Origin of the sequence: Serratia sp. UGAL515B_01 (assembly GCF_033095805.1) — a bacterium.
GTDB lineage: Bacteria > Pseudomonadota > Gammaproteobacteria > Enterobacterales > Enterobacteriaceae > Chania.
This window is the reverse complement of record NZ_CP109901.1, coordinates 2,460,905-2,483,041: the sequence shown is the minus strand read 5'-3', so window position 1 is coordinate 2,483,041 and position 22,137 is coordinate 2,460,905. Positions and strand designations below refer to the sequence as shown.

General features: G+C 50.4%; 12 protein-coding genes. 1 reads left to right on the top strand and 11 read right to left on the bottom strand.

Annotation, left to right across the window (positions count from 1 at the left end):
- Positions 1-252 precede the first annotated feature (252 nt).
- From yegQ to yegD, 9 genes are all read right to left on the bottom strand, one after another.
- Entirely contained in the window at positions 253-1,590 is a 1,338-nt protein-coding gene (gene yegQ, locus OK023_RS11110; protein WP_317692788.1) for a tRNA 5-hydroxyuridine modification protein YegQ, read from the bottom strand.
- Positions 1,591-1,719: 129 nt separating this feature from the next.
- Positions 1,720-2,427, bottom strand: coding sequence for a two-component system response regulator BaeR (gene baeR, locus OK023_RS11105; protein WP_317692787.1), 708 nt, complete (start codon positions 2,425-2,427; stop codon positions 1,720-1,722).
- Positions 2,428-2,438: 11 nt separating this feature from the next.
- Positions 2,439-3,809: a two-component system sensor histidine kinase BaeS gene (baeS, locus tag OK023_RS11100; protein WP_317692786.1), complete on the bottom strand. Its 1,371-nt coding sequence runs from the start codon at positions 3,807-3,809 to the stop codon at positions 2,439-2,441.
- Between the two features lie 112 nt (positions 3,810-3,921).
- Positions 3,922-7,002 carry a multidrug efflux RND transporter permease subunit MdtC gene (gene mdtC, locus OK023_RS11095; protein ID WP_317692785.1) on the bottom strand — a complete coding sequence of 1,027 codons (3,081 nt, stop codon included), beginning with the start codon at positions 7,000-7,002 and terminating at the stop codon, positions 3,922-3,924.
- Complete coding sequence (locus OK023_RS11090) at positions 6,999-10,118, bottom strand: MdtB/MuxB family multidrug efflux RND transporter permease subunit (protein WP_317692784.1); 3,120 nt, start codon at positions 10,116-10,118, stop codon at positions 6,999-7,001. The genes mdtC and OK023_RS11090 overlap by 4 nt, the downstream gene beginning before the upstream one ends.
- Positions 10,118-11,371, bottom strand: coding sequence for an MdtA/MuxA family multidrug efflux RND transporter periplasmic adaptor subunit (locus tag OK023_RS11085; protein ID WP_317692783.1), 1,254 nt, complete (start codon positions 11,369-11,371; stop codon positions 10,118-10,120). The genes OK023_RS11090 and OK023_RS11085 overlap by 1 nt, the downstream gene beginning before the upstream one ends.
- A gap of 290 nt (positions 11,372-11,661) precedes the next feature.
- Positions 11,662-12,135 (bottom strand): DoxX family protein, encoded by a 474-nt coding sequence (locus OK023_RS11080; RefSeq protein ID WP_317692782.1) that lies wholly within the window; start codon positions 12,133-12,135, stop codon positions 11,662-11,664.
- A 280-nt stretch (positions 12,136-12,415) separates the two neighbouring features.
- The gene (locus OK023_RS11075; protein WP_317692781.1) at positions 12,416-12,952 is read right to left on the bottom strand and encodes a GNAT family N-acetyltransferase; all 537 of its coding nucleotides are present in this window, start codon (positions 12,950-12,952) and stop codon (positions 12,416-12,418) included.
- Positions 12,953-12,993: 41 nt separating this feature from the next.
- Complete coding sequence (gene yegD, locus OK023_RS11070; RefSeq protein WP_317692780.1) at positions 12,994-14,346, bottom strand: molecular chaperone; 1,353 nt, start codon at positions 14,344-14,346, stop codon at positions 12,994-12,996.
- A gap of 265 nt (positions 14,347-14,611) precedes the next feature.
- On the opposite strand from yegD, the gene alkA reads away from it, so the two are divergent.
- Positions 14,612-16,120, top strand: a complete 1,509-nt coding sequence (gene alkA / locus OK023_RS11065) for a DNA-3-methyladenine glycosylase 2 (RefSeq protein WP_317692779.1) — start codon at positions 14,612-14,614, stop codon at positions 16,118-16,120.
- Here the strand turns inward: alkA and OK023_RS11060 are convergent.
- Entirely contained in the window at positions 16,088-19,429 is a 3,342-nt protein-coding gene (locus tag OK023_RS11060) for a diguanylate cyclase (RefSeq protein ID WP_317692778.1), read from the bottom strand. The genes alkA and OK023_RS11060 overlap by 33 nt on opposite strands.
- Positions 19,430-19,624: 195 nt before the next feature.
- On the bottom strand, positions 19,625-21,058 hold the full coding sequence (mgtE, locus tag OK023_RS11055) for a magnesium transporter (protein WP_317692777.1): 1,434 nt from the start codon (positions 21,056-21,058) through the stop codon (positions 19,625-19,627).
- Between the last annotated feature and the right edge of the window lie 1,079 nt (positions 21,059-22,137).

The following is a 22,137-nucleotide window of genomic DNA, read 5'->3' as shown; positions in this document are numbered from 1 at the left end:
AATCATTCAACGGGTAATTACCCCATTAATTAATCTCAATTGTGTGATTAATAATTTATTTAAAATAAAAAGAAAATGCCAACCCAAGGGAGATTGGGTTGGCTAAGGAGGTGGTTCCTATTATTGCTATGTAAATACTTTTATTCTTAATTTTTAAGCAGCATGATAATAACCAAGCTATCCTAAGATTGATGTGATCAGATTCTAATATTTGTTAAAATCTGCCGCCTTAAAAATTTCACTGAATCTACGTCAATCTTGCGGCAAATTACGGAGCAACAATGCGTAATTGAGGTCTATGTCCTCTGGGATCGGCAAATAAACGATATGGCCATTACCGGGTGCGACGTCGATATCTGCACCTTTCTTGCTTTTCATATTTTCTATAGTAAACATTATGTTACCTGAAGGTGTCATTATCTCCACGCTATCACCGAGCAGGAATTTGTTTTTAACATCAACCTCGGCAAAGCCGTTGAGACGAACGCCGGTGAATTCACCAACGAATTGCTGACGTTCAGAAATCGAAGAGCCGTAATCATAATTCTGATGCGTTTCATGCGTATGGCGGCGCAGAAAGCCCTCGGTATAGCCACGATGTGCGAGACCTTCCAGCGTGGTGAGCAGGCTTGGATCAAAAGGCTTCCCGGCAATGGCATCATCTATAGCTCGGCGATAAACCTGTGCAGTCCGTGCGCAGTAGTAAAATGATTTGGTGCGGCCCTCTATTTTCAACGAATGTACGCCCAACTGGGTAAGGCGTTCAACATGCTGGATGGCGCGTAGATCCTTTGAGTTCATGATGTAAGTGCCATGTTCATCTTCAAAGGCGCTCATGTACTCGCCGGGTTTCTGTGCTTCAGAAAGCATAAACACTTTATCGGTTGGGGTACCTATCCCCAGCGTTGGCTCAACGTTTTGCACCGCGACAGGTTCATGCATGTGGACAATGTTACCCGTATCATCCTCTTTACCTTCTTCCGCCTTGTACTGCCAGCGGCAGGCGTTAGTACAGGTTCCCTGATTGGGGTCACGCTTGTTGATATAGCCTGAAAGCAGGCAGCGGCCTGAGTAGGCCATGCAGAGTGCGCCATGAACGAAAATCTCCAGTTCCATTTCTGGCACTTGGCTACGGATTTCCGCAATTTCATCCAGTGACAATTCGCGGGAAAGAATGACGCGCGACAGCCCCATTTGTTGCCAAAACTTAACCGTGGCCCAGTTGACCGCATTGGCCTGTACCGAGAGATGAATGTCCATATGTGGGAAAGCTTCCCGCACCAACATGATTAAGCCGGGATCGGACATAATCAGCGCATCTGGCCCCATATCGATGACGGGCTGCAGGTCACGCAGGAAAGTTTTCAGTTTGGCATTGTGCGGCGCGATGTTCACGACTACATAGAATTTTTTGCCCAGCGCATGGGCCTCGTTTATTCCTTGCGCCAGATTCTCGTGGTTAAACTCATTGTTACGTACCCGCAGACTGTAGCGTGGCTGGCCAGCGTATACCGCATCTGCGCCATAGGCAAAGGCATAACGCATGTTTTTCAAGGTTCCAGCAGGGGAAAGCAGTTCTGGTGTAAACATAATCATTCTCGGTCTGATTTCAGGTCAGTGCTGCGTCACTCAATGGCGCAGTGAAAGCGTGAAATTGTAGCGGTAGAACGGCAGGAAATCAGCAATTAACCGGGGTTTTTTAGGGGCTATTGATGTTCATCATGTCAGTTTGCATTTCTCAGCCTCCCAACGGTAACCCACGCCGTACACGGAGCGGATAAACGCTTTATCGCCTTCGAGCAGTTCCAACTTACGGCGCAGATTCTTGATATGGCTGTCTATGGTACGATCGGTGACCACGCGATAATCGTCGTACAGATTGTCTAGCAACTGCTCGCGTGAAAATACGTTGCCCGGTTGGCTGGCCAATATTTTCAGCAATCGAAACTCTGCTGGCGTCAGATCCAGAATTTGGCCCTGATAGCTAGCTTGAAAGCGCGGTTCATCAATATGCAGCGGGGACTCGTCATTGGCCTGTTCCTGACGCCGTAAGCAACGACGTAAAATAGTTTTTACCCTAGCGACAACTTCGCGCGGGCTATAGGGTTTGCAAATATAATCATCTGCACCGATTTCCAGCCCCAGTAGCCGATCGATTTCCTCAATTTTGGCCGTCACCATCATAACCGGAATATCGGTAAACCGACGCAGTTCGCGGCAGATCGTCAGTCCGTCACAGCCTGGTAGCATCAGGTCAAGCAAGATCAATGCGGGTGGATGCGCATGTACAGCGGGGATAACGTCGTTGCCGTTGGTTAGCCAGTGTGTGGTGTACCCTTCAGCCTGAAGATAATCGACCAACAGTTGGCCTAACTTGGGCTCATCTTCCACAATCATAATCTGCTGGGGCTGATTGATATTTTCCATCAAAAACCTTGTTATTCTCCCGTATTTGGGAAGTCTACCGTAACGCGCACACCACCGAAAGGTGAGTGTCCTGCCTGGATCTTACCACCGTGTGCTTCGACGATGTTTTGACAAATCGCAAGCCCCAATCCCGAGCCGCCACTAGCGCGGTTACGCGATCCCTCAGTACGGTAAAAACGTTCGAAAATGCGAGCGAGTTGTACATCGCTTACGCCAGGGGCACTATCCTGCCAGTAAATTCGAATGCTTCCTGGCAGGTGCTCAAGACCGATCTCTAGCTTACCGCCTGCATCGGTATAGCGCAGACTGTTTTCCAGCAGGTTATTGAACAACTGATTCAGGCGGTCAGGATCACCAAACAGCGTGGCCTGTTGCGGCAACTGTGTGATGATCGTCAACTGTTTAGCGTGAAAACGCTCACGAAAGGCGGCTACGGCGATCTCCAGCAGATGCACGCAATCAACCTGTGATTTGCGGTAGGCGAGAGCGCCAAGGTCGGAAAGGGAAAGCTGGTGCAGATCGTCAACCAGTTTAGTGAGTGTTGAGACTTCCGCTTGCAGTGAAACAAGTGAGGCAGGCGTAGGCTGGCGTACTCCATCTTGTAATGCTTCTAGCTCGCCGCGCAGGACTGCTAATGGAGTCCGTAACTCATGGGAGATATCCGCCATAAAAGCTCGCCGCATCTGTTCGTTTTTTTCCAGTGAGACAGCGAGATGATTGAAGTCTTGCGCTAGTCTGCCTAGTTCATCTTGGCTGCTCACGGCAACCCGCGTGCTGAAGTCTCCCGCAGCTAACCGGTGTGTTCCTGCCACCAGCCGTTTGACCGGGGCCAGCAACCCGCGCGACATCAGCCAGGTGACGGCTGCAGCCAGTAATGTGGACAGCGCAACGATCATCCAACTGGTCTGGCGTTGCTGGCGATCAAAATTGATATCGGCGTTACGTGTCAGTTTCTCTGGAGGCGTCGCCATTACCCAGCCGACGATTTGATCGTTATAACGGATAGGGTGGCGGGTCGTCTCTTGGGGAATAGGGCCACCATGCCCAACCAATCGATTGTATTGGTCATCCACCACCCAGAACTGGGTTCGCCACCCTTTGGGCGGTAGGCTCTGGTTACTGTCATTGCTCCGTTCAAAAGAGCGCATGATCCGGTAGATCACCTGATCGTTGTTACGCAGAAATGCCCAGCTACCGTGTTGGTGATATTGTTCCTCCAGCGCATCGCCCAGCATCGAGATACGTTGTTCATTGCTGTGCTTGATATAGTCGATGAAACCGCGCTCAAAGCTGATACGCACCCCCCAATGCATGGTAAGCAAGGCCAGCATGCAGGTAGCGAAAATGGCCATGAAAAGCTTACTGGTGATAGTTAGTCTCATTGCGTCCTCGTTGAGCCGGTGTCCAGTTCTTTTTTAAACTTGCGATTAGTGGCGGTATCTGGCTGCTCGTACTCGCCCCAGTCACTTGGCTAGAGTAAGCTCCTAGGGACTTTTACTCAGGCAGCGGTGCCAGTTTCTTGCCACGTCGCAACTTCATCTGCAACCGGTCGAAGTAGAGATACACCACCGGAGTGGTATACAGCGTTAGTAACTGGCTCATGATCAGTCCACCTGCGATGGTGATCCCTAAAGGTTGACGTAATTCAGCACCATCCCCGCTGGTTATCACTAAGGGCAACGCGCCAAACAGTGCTGCCAGCGTGGTCATCATGATCGGGCGGAAACGCAGCAGGCAGGCCTGGAAGATGGCATCTTGAGCGCTAAGCCCGCCATTGCGTTGTGCGTTCAAGGCAAAGTCCACCATCATGATGGCGTTCTTTTTGACGATGCCAATCAGCAGCATAATTCCAATTAAGGCGATCAGGCTGAACGGGGCATTAAACAGTTCTAGCGCCAACAATGCGCCCACGCCAGCTGAAGGTAGCGTAGACAGAATAGTCAGCGGATGGATGTAACTCTCGTACAGCATACCCAGCACGATATATACCGTAGCTATAGCGGCAGCGATAAGAAACAGTTGCGAGTTCAGCGTTTCCTGGAACAACTGAGCGGTGCCAGCAAACGTGCCGCGCACGGTAGACGGGACGCCAAGCTGGGTCATGGCACGTTCGATAGCCGCCGTTGCCTCAGAGAGACTTCCACCGTCCGGCAGATTGAATGAGATGGTTGACGCGGCCGATAACCCCTGATGATTAACCGCCAGTGGCGCATTGGCCGGCCGCCAATGGGCAAAGTAAGAAAGTGGGATCGCTTGGCCGCTGCCGTTAATCACAAACATTTTTTCCAACGCACTGACATCCTGGGTATAAGGTGGAGCCACTTCCATGACCACTTTGTACTGGTTCAACGGCTGATAAATAGTGGATATCTGGCGCTGACCGAAGGCGTTATTGAGCAGGTTGTTGGCATCGGTGACTGAAATGCCCAAACGAGACATGGTTTCACGATCATAGGTCAGATCCAGCTCAGACCCTTTATCCTGCTGGTCGGAGTTAACGTCGGCCAGTTCTGGCAACGCGGAGAGTGCAACACGGATTTTCGGCTCCCATTCACGGAGTTCGCGAAGATCGTCTGCCAATAGCGTGTACTGATAACTGGCATTAGATTGCCTTCCACCAGCGCGGATATCCTGTACTGCAATCAGGAACAGGCTGGCACCAGGTTCTTTAGCCAGTTTGGCACGCAGCCGTGCGATCACCTTTTGTGCATCATCGCTTCGTTCCGAGAGAGGTTTTAGTGAGATAAACATCGAACCGCTATTGGTGCGTGAACCGCCGGTAAAACCGGTGACGTTATCGACATCTTTGTCATCCTGCACGATCTTCATAAAGTCTTCCAGTTTACCGCGCATCGCCTGGAACGAGATGCTTTGGTCAGCCTGGATAAAGCCCAACAGACGGCCGGTATCCTGTTCCGGGAAGAAGGTTTTCGGGATACTGATATAAAGCCAGACGTTGAGCGCGATGGTGGCTAAAAACAGTGCCAACACCCAGCGAGCATGTCCCAAAACCCACTTGAGCGAACGCCCGTAGCCCTGTTGTAAGGCGATCAGTACTCGTCCAAAACCGCGCTTGCGTCGTGGCTCACGAGTTGGTTGATAACGTAATAGATAAGCGCACATCATCGGCGTCAGCGTCAGCGAAATCAGGAGTGAAAGCCCGATAGAAACCGAAAGCGTGACGGCAAACTCGCGAAATAACCTGCCGGATAATCCGCCCATAAACAGTAATGGAATAAATACCGCGACCAGCGAGATACTCATGGAAAGGACGGTAAAACCGACTTCACCCACCCCTTTCAGTGCGGCGTTAATCGGTTTCATACCGGCTTCAACATGGCGCGAAATATTTTCCAGCACCACGATGGCGTCATCTACCACGAAACCGGTGGCGACGGTGAGTGCCATCAGCGACAGGTTGTTGAGGCTGAAACCGCACAGGTACATGGCAGAAAAAGTACCGATCAGCGAAACGGGAATAGCCACCGCCGGGATCAAGGTTGCGCGGCCAGAACGCAGAAAAATAAAGACTACCAGGATCACCAGACCGATGGCGATCATCAAAGACTGCTCCACCTCAGCCAGCGATGCACGAATGGTGGGGGAACGATCCTGGGCGATATTCAACTCAATGGATGCAGGGATATTCTCCCTTAGAGTTGGCAATTCCGCACGGATACGGTCGACGGTTGCAATAATATTGGCAGCAGGCGCACGGCTAATGGTCAGAACGATTGCCGGTTTGGCGTTGGTCATCCCAGCGTTACGCACATCCTGTACCGAGTCGATAACGTTCGCTACATCACCGAGGCGCACTGCCGCGCCGTTATTATAGTGAATAACCAATGGCCGGTAGGCGTCAGCCGTTTTCAGTTCATCATTAGCCTGTATTTGCCAGCGCTGTTGCGGGTCATCCACCGCACCTTGCGGGCGGCGCACATTGGCGTTGGCAATAGCTTTGCGCACCGTATCCAGCGAGACCCCCTGATTAAACAGCGCCCCAGGGTTAAGCTCCACACGTACAGCAGGCAAGGAACTGCCGCCCACAGACACATCGCCCACCCCTTCGGTTTGGGCAATTCTCTGTGCCAGCTGGGTGGAGGCGAAATCATAAAGCTGACCCTGGCTATAGGTATCCGAGGTTAACGTCAGGATCATGATCGGCGCATCAGAGGGATTGACCTTACGGTAGGTGGGTCGGTTAGGCATGCCGGTGGGTAAAAGACTCTGGGCGGCGTTGATGGCAGCTTGAACGTCACGTGCTGCGCCGTTGATATCGCGGTCGAGATCGAACTGTAAAATCACCCGTGTGCTGCCAAGGGAACTGGTCGAGGTCATTTCATTGACCCCCGCGATACGGCCTAACGCCCGCTCCAGCGGCGTTGCCACTGAAGAGGCCATGGTTTCCGGATCCGCCCCTGGTAATGCTGCGCTAACGACTATCACTGGCAGGTCAATCTGTGGCAGGGGTGAAACCGGCAGAAGCCGAAAGCCAATCATTCCAGCGATAGTGATGGCCAGCGTTAGCAGGGTTGTTGCCACTGGCCGATGGATAAATAGAGCAAAAAATTTCACGGCAACTCCTGCTGAGCCGCTTGCCGGCGGGTATTACGTGCCAGTTTGTCAAACAGCAGGTAAATCACCGGGGTGGTAAACAGCGTGAGAATTTGGCTCACTACCAGACCGCCAACCATACACACGCCCAGTGGTTGACGCAGTTCTGCCCCTACGCCAGTGCTCAGCATCAGAGGCAGCGCCCCCAGCAATGCCGCTAGCGTGGTCATCAGGATCGGGCGAAAACGCAGTAGGCAAGCCTGATAGATAGCATCGTAGGGCGTTAGCCCTTGTTCACGCTCGGCGGCCAAAGCAAAGTCGATCATCATGATGGCGTTCTTTTTGACGATGCCGATAAGCAAAATGATACCGATGATGGCGATCACATCCAGCTCATGCCCAGAAATCATTAGAGCTAGTAAGGCTCCTACACCTGCGGTCGGCAAGGTGGAAAGAATAGTGACTGGATGAATAAAGCTTTCATACAGTACGCCCAACACAATATACATCGCCACTATCGCTGCCAGGATCAGCCAGAGCGTATTACTCAGTGAGGCTTTAAAGGCTAGCGTTGCCCCTTGGAACTGGGTGGTAATGTCTTTCGGCATATTGAGGTTTTTCTCGGCCAGCGTAATCGCATCCACGGCTTCACCTAGCGAATAATTATCGGCAACGTTAAACGACACGGTAGCCGATGGGAACTGAGCGAGATGGTTGATCGACAGAGGGCCAAAGCGTTCTTCCACTTTGGCAAGGGTACTCAGTGGCACAGTGGTGCCGTTACTGCTGGTCAAACGAATATCGTTTAATGCCGCCAGCCCAGGCGTGTGGGTAACATCATGTTCCAGCACTACCCGATACTGATTGGCCTGGGTGTAAATGGTGGAGATCAGACGCTGACCAAAGGCGTTGTAAAGCGCGTTATCGATATTGCTCATGGAGATCCCCAGCCGGCTGGCACTGTCACGATCCACATTGACATAGGCAACCAATCCTTGATCCTGCCAGTTGCTGGTGACATCCGACAGTTGCGGGGCCTGTTGTAATTCAGCCATCAATCTGGGCACCCATAGGCTGAGTTGATCAAGCGACATGGCCTGCAAGGTGAACTGGTATTGCGTTCTGCTGACCTGGGTGTCGATGGTCAGGTCTTGAACCGGTTGCAGATACAGTTTTACGTCGGGGAATTGCGATGTCTGTTGCTGCAGGCGGGTAATAATCGCCGGAATACGCTCGCTGCGTTCACTGAGAGGCTTCAGGTTGATCTGCAAGCGTCCGCTGTTGAGGGTGGCATTGCTGCCATCAACCCCGACAAATGAAGTCAGGCTGGCAACTGCCGGATCTTTCAGAATTTCAGCGGCTACCTGCTGCTGGCGTTCCGCCATATTACTGAATGACACGCTTTGCGGCGCTTCCAGCGTTCCCTGAATGATGCCGTTATCCTGTACCGGGAAGAACCCTTTCGGGATAAGCAGGTACAGTAAAACCGTTAGCACTAGCGTGCTCAGCGCCACGGTTAGCGTCAGTCTAGGGTGGTTCAGTACCACTTTCAGCCAAATACCATAGCGTGCAATTACGCGTTCAAAGAATCGCTCAGAGGCACGGGAGAAACGGTTTTGTTTACGTAATGACTCGTGGCTTAGCATCCGTGCGCACATCATTGGTGTTAGCGTCAGTGATACCAGGGCGGAAATCAGGATAGCAACTGCCAGGGTTACGGCAAATTCGCGAAATAAACGTCCAACGATATCACCCATAAACAGCAAGGGGATCAGCACGGCTACCAGAGAAAAGGTGAGCGATATAATGGTAAAACCGATCTCTCCAGCCCCTTTTAACGCGGCATCAAGCGGTTTTTCCCCTTTCTCTATATAGCGTGAGATGTTTTCGATCACCACGATGGCATCGTCCACCACAAAGCCGGTGGCAATAGTGAGCGCCATTAACGTCAGGTTATTGATCGAGAACCCCAGAAAGTACATGGCAGCAAAAGTGCCCACCAGTGATAGCGGTACCGCTACGCTCGGGATAATCGTCGCGGGTATGTTACGTAGGAAGACGTAGATCACCATAATGACCAGCACAACCGCCAGTAACAGCTCGAACTGCACGTCGCTGACTGACGCCCTTATGGTGGCGGTGCGATCGGTTAATATTTTTACATCTACCGACTTGGGCAGGCTCTTGATCAGTTCCGGTAACATTTCGCGGATACTGTCGGCGGTGGCGATCACGTTTACACCAGGTTGGCGCTGAATATTCAGCACAATCGCCTGTTCTTTATTGGCCCATGCGGCCAGACGGTTGTTTTCTGCTCCCTGTTCGATAGTTGCAATATCTTGCAGACGAATTGCAGCACCGTTGCGGTAGGCGACAATCAGTTGCCGGTAATCCTCGGCGGTTTTCATCTGATCGTTGGCAGAGAGCGTGACTGAACGTGTCGGGCCGTCCAGATTGCCTTTCGCTGAATTGACGTTGGCATTGCTGATGACGGTACGAATGGTTTCACTGTCGAGCCCGTAGGCGGCCACCGCATTAGGGTTGAGCTTCACGCGAACTGCCGGGCGCTGGCCACCGGAAAGGGTCACCAGGCCTACGCCGGTTACCTGCGAAATCTTCTGCGCTATTCGGGTTTCCACCATGTCTTGCACTTCGGTCATCGGCATGGCGTTTGAGGTAACGGCCAGCGTCAGGATCGGCGGATCGGCCGGGTTGACCTTGCTGTAAATCGGTGGGTAGGGCAGATCGTTGGGTAACAGGTTGGTGGCGGCATTAATTGCGGCCTGCACTTCCTGCTCGGCAACATCCATTGGCAGTTCAAGCTGAAACTGGAGTGTAATAACGGACGCGCCGCCGGAACTCTGTGATGCCATCTGTTTTAGGCCGGACATCTGCCCGAACTGGCGCTCCAACGGGGCGGTGATCGCCGAAGTTACCACATCCGGGCTAGCGCCTGGATACAGCGTGACTATCTGAATGGTGGGGTAATCCACTTCCGGCAGAGCTGAAACCGGCAATGAGCGGTAACCGATAATCCCCGCTAGCAGGATGGCCAACATAAACAGCGTGGTGGCGACCGGGCGTAGAATAAACGGGCGAGAAGGGCCACCGCCGCTATGGTGAGGCATCGATGACATCAAGATTTCCCCTGAGCTTTGACTTGGTGTCTGGGGAGTGGTGCTACAGCGGGGGACAGTGGTTCAAGAACTTCAACCTGCATGCCTTCTGTCAGACGGTCAATACCGTCGGTTACGACACGGTCACCAGCGTTGACTCCTGCACTGATGACCACTTGCTGGCTGTCTTGAATACCCGCTGTAACCGGATGTTTGCTGACTTTGTTGTCTTCGTTCAGTATCCAGACAAAGTGGCCCTCATTCCCCATTTGCAGAGCAGCGCTTGGGATCACAATTGCGTCATGCAGAGTGTCTACCTTTAGCCGGGCGTTAACAAACTGGTTTGGGAACAGCGTATCTTCTTGGTTGTCAAAACGGGCTTTCAGTTTAATGGTACCGGTAGTGGTATCGATCTGGTTATCCAGGCTTAATAAATTGCCACTGGCTAATTGCTGCTGATGGGTACGATCCCAGGCTGTGACGTTGACTACACCGGCTTTCTGCGCTTTCACCAGATCGGCAATATTGCTTTCCGGTAGGGTAAATATGACATCAATGGGATGGGTTTGGGTGATAACGACAATGCCAGTACTGTTGCCACTGGTAATGTAATTCCCCACATCGACCAGCTTCAGTCCTACTCGTCCATCGATAGGTGCGGTGATTTTGCTATAGGTAAGTTGCAGTTTTGCACTGTCGACGGCACCTTGATCGGCCTTGATCGCTCCCTCAGTCTGTTGTACCAGCGATAATTGGGTATCAAGCTCCTGCCGCGACACCAGATTGTTTTTTACCAGTTGTTGGTAACGGGCCAAGTCTCGTTTTGCATTGGCTAATGTGGCCTGATCTTTTGCCAGTTGCCCCAAGGCTTGGGTTAATTGTACTTGGTAAGGGCGTGGGTCGATCTCTGCCAGCAAATCACCGGCTTTTACCTGCTGGCCTTCGGTGAAGTGGATCGCCATCAATTGGCCTTCAACGCGGCTGGTGACGGTGACAGTATTGGCCGCGATGGCCGTTCCTAAGCCAGAAAGAAAGCGTGGCACGTTTTGCTGCTTGGCCGTTGCCGCTTGCACAGGTGACATGAAGGCGTTACGTCTGCCACCCGCTCTTCCGTCAGGACTAGCGCTTCCTGAACCCATATGACGCGCACCTGGTGCCGTATCAGCAATCTGGGGTGTGCTGAAATGACGCCAAATCAGTATGGCTGCAGTGACCACAACAACGGCAGTTATCAGGCGGAGCATCAGTGAACGGCGTTTTGGTTTTGCATTCATAGTGGTGAACATTCTCTCAAGAGGCTGGCGTGTAGGCAGTTATTGCCAACAGTGATACTCCTCACAGGATACTATTTTAGCGAATGTTAGAGAGACAAAAGTGAAGGAAATATGGAATAAATGTCAGGTTTTTTAGGAAAGGATATCTTTGCGCTGCGGTAAGCTATTTTGAGTCGGTGGAATAACGATGCCAGGTGCCCATCCTTGGCGCGTTTCTCTCCGTTTGTTTAAACAGTTTATAAAGAAAATGGCGTAATGTCTGAAGCGCTTTGTAAGTTGAAAATCCGCTATTATTTTGCACTGCTGCAATGTTTTGCGAAGGTGCGATCGACTCCCCATGGCCCGCAACCCTGTACGATCAGCATAATGCACATAAGGATATAACATGATTCTGGCAAGTAGAGCAGCCAACTATACCAAGTGATAAGATTCAAGCCGCTGGGAATGTGGTGTAGCCCAACGGTAAATAATGCCACCAGGTTGATAACCAGAAGTACCAATGCGCTTAAACGGGTGAATAAACCAAACGCTAGCAAGAGACCAAACAGCGTTTCGCAGGTTGCGACAAAAACGGCCATAAACGCCGGGAAGAAAATACCTGCCTCGGTAATGGTTTCCAGCATTATCGCTTGATTGGCTGGCACAAACACTTTGTTAAAACCTGAGGAGAAGAAAAAAAGACCAAAGGCGATCCGCATGAGTGTGAGCGGCAGAAAGCTAGCGTTTCCGGGGGAACGGAACAACAGTGACAAGTATTGTGACATAGAGAACTCCTTATTTTTCAGTAAGTATCAGCTTATAGGAAAATCATGCGAGTTGCATCAAGACGTCAGCTCGCAGATCGGTTCTCTAGGCTGTGTCCCTCAATTGCGCGCCAATGGCCCCAGCCCGAAGGGTCGCGCCCCAGAAGCACGTTCTCTTTGTTGTCGGGCTTGGCTTGAACAGAGGGCCACTCTGCCCTTCACCCTCCGCCTTGATAACGGGCTTGTGGGTCTGCGATGGTGCCACCGGCAATTGAGGGACACAGCCTAGTGATTAAGGTGTTTACCGTTTTTTGCGATACAGCACATGTTTACGCAGGGGGTGACCTGGTGGCAAGCGAGGGTGCTCGAAGGTTTCACCGCTGAACGTCATGCCGATCCGAGTCATCACCCTGCGAGAGGGATGATTGCTTTCGGCGGTAAAAGCGACCACTTCTGCCAGATTAAGCGTATTAAAAGCCACTTCCAGTGCGCAATTTGCCGCTTCGCTAGCATATCCTTGGCCCCAATGCTCAGCGGCCAGCCGCCAGCCAATTTCTACACAGGGTGAACAGGGCAGGTCATTGCTAGGGATAGTCAACCCGACAAAACCAATAAAAGGGCTGCCGCCCTTTACCTCTATGGCCCAAAACCCCCATCCCTGTTGCTGTATCAATGTACGGATACGCTCGGCCATTGTGTCACTTTCTGCGCGGCTCAGAGGTGCTGGAAAATATTTCATTACGTTGGGGTCGGCATTGATTGCGGCAAAGGCTGGCAGATCGCTGTCTTGCCAGCTTCGTAGCAGTAGTCTTGGTGTTTCGCGGAAAATGCTAGCCATGGTGTTCCCTTATCAGGGACGTAATCGCCCCCTGGTTCAAATTAACGAAACAGTGTTTGCGCCCAGCGGCCCAAACCGGCTGTAACCGAACCAAAATCGTTACCGCCAACGATCGGTATTCCCGGCAGTTGTTGTTGCAGCGCACTGCGCAGCAAAGGCGAACGCGCGCTGCCGCCTGTCAGGTAAATGACCTGCGGCGTACTCTTGCTGGTAGTCAATGCGGCGCTAACCTGTTCCTGAATACGCATCAACGGCTGAGTAATCGCATCGGCTAGTTGATCCTGACTGAGCGTTATCGCCAGTTCCGGTTGCACAAAAGCCAATTGAGCACGAAAACTCTCTTGCTCTGACAGCGCGATTTTACTCTCTTCCGCTGCCCGTACCAGCCTGTAGCTCAGGCGTTGCTGGTAGACTTTCATTAGCCGTTTAACTTTCTCTGGTTCAGCAGCATCGCGGATCAGGTCACGTAATAGGCGGCCATTGGCAGAGCTGTAAAAATCGTTTTGTGCGGGAACATCGTTAGTTGCAACCGCATTCCAGTAAGGCAGTGCAGGCAGAGCGATGCCTTTATCAGTTTCTCCGCCCATGCCGAACAGAGGCATCAATTGTTTGAAGGCTAACATGATGTCCAGGTCGTTGCCGCCCACGCGGCAACCACTGTGCCCTAGCAGACTGTGTTGACGATCGACACGATCGCGCCATTGTGGGCCCATTAGCAGTAATGAACAGTCGGTGGTCCCGCCGCCGATATCGACCACCAGTACGGTTTTTTCTTCGCGCAGGGTTGCTTCAAAGTCCAACCCGGCGGCAACCGGTTCGAATTGGAACACGATCTCTTTAAAACCGGCTCGTTTTGCGGCACGTTGCAGAATGCCGAGGGCTTGCTGGTTGGCTTCTTCCCCGCCCATGCCTTGAAAGTTGATGGGCCTGCCAATCACGGTCTGTTCGATGCTGTCTTGCAATATTTCTTCGGCCTGATGCTTAATGTGAAACATCATAGCGCACACCAAATCCTCAAACAGCGCGATTTGCTGAGGCTTCAGACCGTTAGCCCCCAGGAAAGATTTTGGCGAGCGTACGAAATAGACTTCTTGCGGATCTTCAATATATTTTGCCAGAGCCTGCAGGCCAAACATCACACTGCCGCCGTTAACCGGAATATCTTCTTCACGATTGAAGGTTATGGCACGTCTTAATAGCTGTTGGTTTTCTTCGCTGCCGGTTGGGATCTGCCAGTGGCGATGCAGCCATTCACTGACTGCCTCACGGGTTGGTGCGCAAAGCATTGAAGGCAGATACGGTTGGTTATTTTCCAAAGTGAGTAATTCCGGGATGTTGTCCCGCATTACCGCAACAGAACAGTTAGCTGTTCCATAATCGAAGCCAATAAACATGTTATTTATGTTTCCCCATGCCAATGAAGGGAGGCGACTTTACCCGAGACGGAAGCGGTGAGCAACGTGTGTGCTCGTAACCGATGAAAAATTTACCGGTAGATGTTTGGGCATGCTTTGCAACCTAACGCCTCTTTAACGCCTATTCTAATTGGCACAATCTCTTAAAGGGGATATTTCAGATAGATGACGGTAGCACCTGAATTTTGAAGGTGATGGATCTATGTCCGATTTCCGCACGTCAGGCACAAACGCGAGTTACATAATGAAGAAAAAACCGACGCAGAGCGATACCATGAATAATCAAAACCAAGCGCTATATGCTGCGCTGAGCGCGCGTGACCGTAAATTTGATGGGCGTTTTTTTGTCGGCGTTTCCTCTACCGGTATTTATTGCCGGCCTGTATGTAGCGCCCGTACACCCAAAATCGAAAACTGTACCTTCTACCCCAGCGCTGCAGCTGCCGAATTAGCTGGTTTCCGGCCTTGTTTGAAGTGCCGCCCAGAATTGGCACCGGGATTGGCACTTATCGATCTGGGTAATCGTTACGCCCAGGTAGCCGTGCAGTTGATTGAGCAGGGCTATTTGTCAGAATATAGCTGTGAACAGCTTGCAACCCGGTTAGGTATTTCCGATCGTCATCTGCGGCGCATTTTTGCCGAGCAATTTGGCGCCTCGCCTATTGATTACGCCCAGTCACATCGGTTGTTACAAGCCAAGCGCCTGTTGGTTGACACGGATTTGCCACTGAGTGAGGTGGCATTTGCTGCCGGTTTTCGCAGCCTGCGTCGTTTCAATGAACTGTTTAAGGCCCGTTATCGTTTGATTCCTTCGGTGTTGCGCAGCACGGCAGGGCGGCATGAGCAGGCCACCCATGGGGGATTGGTTTTTCATCTAGGGTATCGGCCTCCCTACGATTGGCCACGTATGCTCGGCTTTTTACAGGCCCGTGCTGTCAGCGGCGTCGAAAGTGTGGTTGATCAGCAATATCAGCGTTCAATTGCCGTTAATCAAGGAGGGATTGAGTATCGCGGTTGGGTCAGTGTGCAGCCGGAGGCGTCACATAACCGGGTGCGCGTCGAGATTTCCGCCTCGTTAAGCCGGGTCACGACCGAAGTCTTACGCCGCATTCGTCAATTATTTGATCTGGATGCCGCTCCTGACCACATTGTTGATACGTTAGGAGAGCTGGCCGCAGGGACACCTGGTTTAAGGTTGCCAGGCTGTGTTAACAGCTTTGAACAGGCTGCAAGGGCAGTGTTGGGGCAACTGGTCAGTGTCAAAATGGCGGCGACCTTTGCAGCTCGGATGACCGAACGTTGGGGAACGACTCTGGAGCAGCCTTATGGTCACGTTACTCACTTGTTTCCCGATGCGGCGTGTGTGGCACAGCTGCAACCTGAAGAACTACGTTTAGCTGGGGTCCAACTAAAACGCGCCGCCGCATTGATTGGCATTGCGCGAGCAATGACGGAAGGACGTTTGCAGTTGGATAACGTGCTAGATATTGGGCAGGGTATTCAGGACTTGACCTCCCTGGCGGGTATTGGCAGTTGGACGGCTAACTACATCGCGATGCGAGCCTGGTCGTGGCCGGACGTTTTCTTGTCAGGCGATTATCTTATCAAACAGCGTTTTCCCGGAATGACCCCACGTCAAATTGAACGTTATGCCGAACGTTGGCGGCCATGGCGTTCTTACGCCACTCTACATCTTTGGCACAACGATCGCTGGGTTCCTTCATCGGATACCAAAGTAACCACTATCGAGTAAATGGTTTAATGGCTGTTCAACCGCAACGGTGTCGCCATCTACCAGATCGACACCAATCGTTCTCAGTGCTTCCAATGTGACCTGCTGATGTGCCGGGCCTGCTAGCGTTTGTATCTGAATTCTGTGTGCTGCGCCATTGAGCATAGATACCATCAGTTCATCCATTTGGTTACAGTGCACATCGGTGATGAAGCGCTCGTCGATGCGGATGTAATCAACCGTTTGGCCGTTCAATTGTTCGAACACATGCAGATTGCTTCCAAAGCCGTTGACGATGAGTTTGCAACCCATCGCTTGCAAACGACGGATAAAGGCAGCGCCATCGTGAGGGTGATCGAGAATGACCGTTTCATCCACCATCAGATACAGTGCTTGGGCCGGAAGTTTTGAGGCGGCCAGTGTTTCCTGCATAAAGTGTTGAAAGTCAGCGTCTATTACGCTGTTTGTTGCCAAAGGCAACGAAATAGAAATCCCTTTGAGGCGAATGGCTTCGGCGTATCTTTCCAAAATTTGGCTAACTACCCAGCGATCAACGTTGGGTAGCAGACCGTAAAGTTGCGCTGCAGCAAAAAAAGCCTCGGATGTCAGCATACGTTCGTCTGAATAGGTGATACAGGCCTTGACCTGATAAAAACAGATTGCCTGTGGGGTTTTTGGGGGGGAGACTGCGCTGACGCGCAGTTGTAATTGTTGTTTGCCAATAATATCGAGAACTTCCTGCTGCGTTAGCAATTCATGCCGATGTGCCATTTGCTGTTTCTGCCGGCCCTCATAAACATGAACTTGTCCACGGCCACGGTGCTTGGCGGTATAGCAGGCGATATCTGCCTGAGCCAGCAACTCGCTACTCTTATTGCTTGTGGCATTAATCTGTGTGATACCGGCACTGGCACCCACACGGTAAATTTTTCCCTCCCAATAAAAAGAATATTCGCTTATCAGTGTAACCATTTGCTGCATCAGCGTTTTGGCTTGTGTTAATGAACAATCGAACAGGATCAGACCAAACTCATCGCCACCCAGACGAGCCAGACAGTCGCTGTTACGGAGTTGTCGCTGCATTAGCTGGCTTATTTCCTTGAGCAATGCGTCACCGGCGGCGTGACCCGCTGTATCATTGACCGCTTTGAACCTGTCGAGATCGAGGAATACCAAGGCGTGTTGCTGCTCGTTGTCTATCAGGTTGGTAATGGCAGTCTTCAACCGCTTTTCAAAACTGGTTCGGTTTAGCAGATTGGTCAGGGCATCGTGAGAGGCGTTATAACTGAGTTTCTTCATCAGTTCCCGCGATTCAGTGACATCTTGCAGCACCATGACGACACCCATAACTTCACCCTCAAGTGTTTTCAATGGTGATATCGATTCTTGGACATCAAAATAACGGCCATCACGATTGTGGAGTACCAGAGCATAATCTTGTGGCAAGTGTTTACCTTCTTGTAAACATTGTTGCACCAGGTTTTTGATCTCAGGACCCTCTTTACCATCGGTCATGCGCACAACGTCATTGATCTGCATCCCGAGCACCTGTTCTAACTGCCATCCACACATCTTTTCAGCAACCGGATTCATAAAGGTAATACGCATTTCTTTGTCAGTAGAAATCACGCCTTCACCGATGGCATCAAGTGTGATGTGTAAACGTTCTTTTTCTTCATGCAGTGCTTCGGTCAGTGATTTGATTTCCGTCATGTCGATATTAGTACCTATAATCCTGATGGCTTTGCCGTGCTCATCAAAAATAGTATTCCCTTGGCCTCGAATATGACGTATGCCGCCAAAACGGGTTTTGATGCGAAACTCCATCACAAATGGTCTAGGGCTGACGATAATGGCAGACATATGTTGTTCGACACGTTCACGATCATCTGGCAACAGCAATGAACGCCAAAACTTTATGGTAGGAGTCTGGTCTTGACTTAACTCGTATATTTCAAACATACGCTTGTCCCAGGTGAGGTGTTCTCTATCCAGCACCCATTCCCATACGCCAATCCCGCCCGCTTCATTAGCCAGCGTAATCCGCTCCATCAGTCGATGGTTTTCTGCTTCAGTACGTTTTAATTCATTGATGTTTTCTATCTGAATAATAAAGTATAAAGGTTGTGTTTGAGCATCGCGCACCAGCGATACCGCTAACAGTGTCCACACGCTTTCACCATCGCTGCGGATATAACGCTTTTCCATTGAATAGCTACTAATATTGCCATCCAGAAGATCGTGCAATTGCATCTGGTCGGTATCTAAATCATCAGGGTGGGTTATAGCTTGTAACGTTAGGCTGCTAAGAGCTTCGGGTGAATAATGCAATAATTTGCAGAGTGCTTTGTTGACCTTTAACCAGTTTCCAGTAGGGGAGACTAAAGCCATACCGATAGCCGAGTATTCCAATGCGTTGCGGAAACGGGCCTCGCTTTCGACAATACGCTCCTTTTCCACTCTGAGGGTATGCATGAGCATTGTCATGGCGTGTGCAGGGATCAGAATCAGTAGTAGAGGCAGGTAGATTTCAACGTTAGGGAAATAATGCCCACTTTGTTGAAAACGCAACAACCCAAGTGAGATCATGACCGTGATCATCAGTGTGGTGGTAAAGTAAGTAATGAAGGCTTCTAGCCTTTTCAGGCTGATTGCTGCCCAAAGCAGCGGCAGAATAACAAAATTAAATGGATATGGCATGCTGAACAGCGCTAGATAGCTGAAGGTGAGTGTGCCTGTCAGCACGAACAACAGTTTCAGCATGTTCAGATTTTTTAATGTCGAACGGCGGTAGAGCAGCCCAACCGGGGCGAGAGCAAGCACGCCTATCGCCTCAGAAATAAACCAGGTGGCAAAGGGTTCCCAGAATGATTTCCCCGGTTCAAGTACTAGTGATGTTGCAAGTAGTGCACTGAACATAGGGGTAAAGATCACGGCGCAAAACACAAACTTCAGCCAGTTTGTCAAACTGCCAAGAGGATCGTTGGGAGGCAAAGTTTGCCTTAACAGCAAGGTGCAGACAATGGCTTCCAGTAAGTTAATCAGCGTAAGTTTGACCGGGAACCAACTGAAACCGAATAGCACGAAGCTGGCTGTACAGATACTGAGCCCACTTAATAGTAACGGTACTGACCAACTGTGGGGTGGCCGATGGTACAGTATCATTATAATGGCGGCGGTAGGGAACCATAATGGCGTAAAGTGGTTGGATTTTGCCGCCAGTGACAAGCAAAGATAGGCTAGCAGGAATATCATCATTACGGTCAGTAGCGAATGAGCGAACACGTAGCCTCTTGGGCTCGTTGGGTGATTCACTGTGCTGATGTCCATGGGTAACCTTACTTGTGCAGCCATTGGTAAACATTGGGCAACGGATGGTCGAGAACTTTCTTTATAGAGGGTAGTACAGTGTTTGGCGAATTCCTATGCATATATATTCATCATGTTATGAACCATAGTCCTGTTACTGGGATGATGAGATCGCCCATCAGTGCTCCCCACTCCCTCATTCGTGGATTTGCTATTTTAAAGCAGGAAGAGGGTGGCTAATCCAAGAAAAATAAAAAAACCACCGGTATCAGTCAGAGCGGTAATTAATACGCTGGAACCTACAGCAGGATCCCTGCCTGTTTTGAGCATAACCATCGGTATGACGACACCCATCAAAGCCGCTACCAGCAGATTTAGCAGCATGGCCAACATCATCACGCCTCCCATCGCCAGATTACCGTACAACAAATAGGTGACCAGCCCCATAATACTGCCCCAGACGATGCCGTTAATTACAGCGACGCCGAGCTCTCTGAGTAACAGCCTAGAAATATTACCCACTTCGATTTGGTGCAGTGCCAGAGCACGCACAATCATGGTAATGGTCTGATTACCGGTATTACCGCCAATACCCGCAACAATAGGCATCAGGGTTGCCAGCGCCACCAGTTGCGAAATTGTGTGCTCAAATAGACCAATCACTCTTGAGGCAATAAATGCAGTGCAAAGGTTTATCGCCAACCATGCCCAGCGTGTTTTTACGGCTTTACTGACAGGGGCAAAAACGTCTTCTGCCGGGCTTAATCCCCCCATACGGCGCAGTGTGGTATCGCTTTCTTCGTTAACGGCATCGACGATCTCTTCAATCGTCAGACGGCCTAGCAGTTTGCCTTTTGCATCGACGACCGGTGCGCTGATCAGGTCGTAGCGTTCGAAAGCGCTTGCCGCTGCTTCTGCTTTGTCTTCTGCCTGGAAAGTGGTGGGATCGCTGTCCATAACGGCGGAAACGGGGGTTTGTGGATCGTTGAGCAAGATCGCTGTTAGCGGCAGCTCGCCTAACAATGTGTTTTTGCGATCGGTAACGAAAAGTTTGTCAGTGGCATCTGGGATCGTTTTGCGTTGACGCAGGAGCTGATGTACATCCCCCAACGTCACCTCCGGACGTACCGAAATCAGTTCGAAGTCCATCATCCAGCCGACGGTATCCTTAGCATAATGGACCATCTCACGGATCTGAGCGCGTTTATCCTGCTCAAGGGAAGTGAGCAGGCGCCCCATTAGATTACGTGGCAGGTATTGAGCCAGATAGGCCTGTTCGTCAACATCCAGCGTTTTGATTGCCTTGAGAAGGTCTTTATCGCTCATCTCTTCAATCAAACTATCCCAGACAGGTTCTGCCACCTCAACCAGCGTTTGACCGCGTTTGCTAGTATTGACTAATCGCCACAGTGCCAGTCGCTCGTCCCGAGGTAATGCTTCTAGCAAGTCTGCTAGGTCAGCAGCGTGCATGCTTTGCAGCAGATGAGTGATTTCTTCGATACGATTCAGCAATTCCTGTTTGCTGAGTTCTTTTTCATTCCCTGTATGGCCGAGAATACCCTCTACCAGCGGTTTATTATTTAGCAGCAGGTTAAGGACACGCTGACGATATTCAGCGACTTTTTTAACGTTATGTGTTGCGGCAAACATGGTATTCCTTAATGCTGATTGGAGATACAGGGCGTTGGTTCAACTCTCTTTTCAAGATAGAGCATAGCCGTGATTAAGGTCATTTTTATCAGTTTTACACATGAGATATGAGGCCAGTAATAACCACCTGCGTTATGCCTACGTTACCTCGTGTTGCCGGAGCGGCGGTAACTGAGTGACATATAGGGCAGTAAGCGATTTTAATGTAACTAACACTGATGCAATTTGAAGGGCATAGGTATATTTGTGGCCTTTGCTATCACAGTGGCAAAGTCAAGATTATGCTCAGTCTGTGTCTCTCAATTGCCTATCGTGCCGTCGTAGTCCCAAGAGCCCATCATCAAGATGGAGATTTAAGGGTTAATGTTTTTCAACCTCTTGATGGGGCTTTGGGATGCTTCTCTTCAGACTGGGGGCATTGAGCGTATAACTGCTTTTGTTGCTCAATTATCACCTCTCTGCAACTTGAAGTCACTTGGATATATACCCAAAATAATTCGACTTGCGTGTAGGCGACAAGATCGCGAGTCGCCAGGAGAATAGTTCACTATGTGACTGGTACGAAAGGACGTAGCCAACACCCAAGCAACTTGAAGTATGACGGGTATAAAACGGTTCAGCAGTACTGTCTTTGTCATGCACTTGGTTATTTTTTCTCATATTGTGTAATTTGCAATTACTTATTTTGCTACCAGGAAATGACAGTACCTATTTTTTTGAGTATGTTTTCGGCAATCCATCCATTAGCATATTGAATGTTATATGGTGATGACGAGAAGTGACCATACCTGCTGACTTTCAAGTTTTTATGGTATTGATGGCTCTTATGCCGCAATTTGCCGTTTTACCCTCATCATTAGGGTATGTTTATTTCATCCTATTGATAAATCTATTTAATCATTTTATGGAATTTATCTGATTTTTTGTTGTGTATTAATAGGTTATTATTAAGATGAAAGTGTCATAACCATGCTTATTCGTCTTTTACTTATTAATAGCCGGTGGTCAAATCTTAAGCTGTCGCAGTGAATAACATTCACAGCCATTCTTGATGCTGGATCCGCAGTGTCTGCTGACTT

Excerpts from the sequence above, each read along its gene's own strand:
- OK023_RS11060 (WP_317692778.1), bottom strand. The coding sequence starts at position 19,429 with ATGGACATCAGCACAGTGAATCACCCAACGAGCCCAAGAGGCTACGTG.
- OK023_RS11075 (WP_317692781.1), bottom strand. The coding sequence starts at position 12,952 with ATGGCTAGCATTTTCCGCGAAACACCAAGACTACTGCTACGAAGCTGG.
- mgtE (WP_317692777.1), bottom strand. The coding sequence starts at position 21,058 with ATGTTTGCCGCAACACATAACGTTAAAAAAGTCGCTGAATATCGTCAG.
- OK023_RS11080 (WP_317692782.1), bottom strand. The coding sequence starts at position 12,135 with ATGTCACAATACTTGTCACTGTTGTTCCGTTCCCCCGGAAACGCTAGC.
- baeS (WP_317692786.1), bottom strand. The coding sequence starts at position 3,809 with ATGAGACTAACTATCACCAGTAAGCTTTTCATGGCCATTTTCGCTACC.
- alkA (WP_317692779.1), top strand. The coding sequence starts at position 14,612 with ATGAAGAAAAAACCGACGCAGAGCGATACCATGAATAATCAAAACCAA.
- baeR (WP_317692787.1), bottom strand. The coding sequence starts at position 2,427 with ATGGAAAATATCAATCAGCCCCAGCAGATTATGATTGTGGAAGATGAG.
- OK023_RS11090 (WP_317692784.1), bottom strand. The coding sequence starts at position 10,118 with ATGTCATCGATGCCTCACCATAGCGGCGGTGGCCCTTCTCGCCCGTTT.
- yegD (WP_317692780.1), bottom strand. The coding sequence starts at position 14,346 with ATGTTTATTGGCTTCGATTATGGAACAGCTAACTGTTCTGTTGCGGTA.
- OK023_RS11085 (WP_317692783.1), bottom strand. The coding sequence starts at position 11,371 with ATGAATGCAAAACCAAAACGCCGTTCACTGATGCTCCGCCTGATAACT.
- yegQ (WP_317692788.1), bottom strand. The coding sequence starts at position 1,590 with ATGTTTACACCAGAACTGCTTTCCCCTGCTGGAACCTTGAAAAACATG.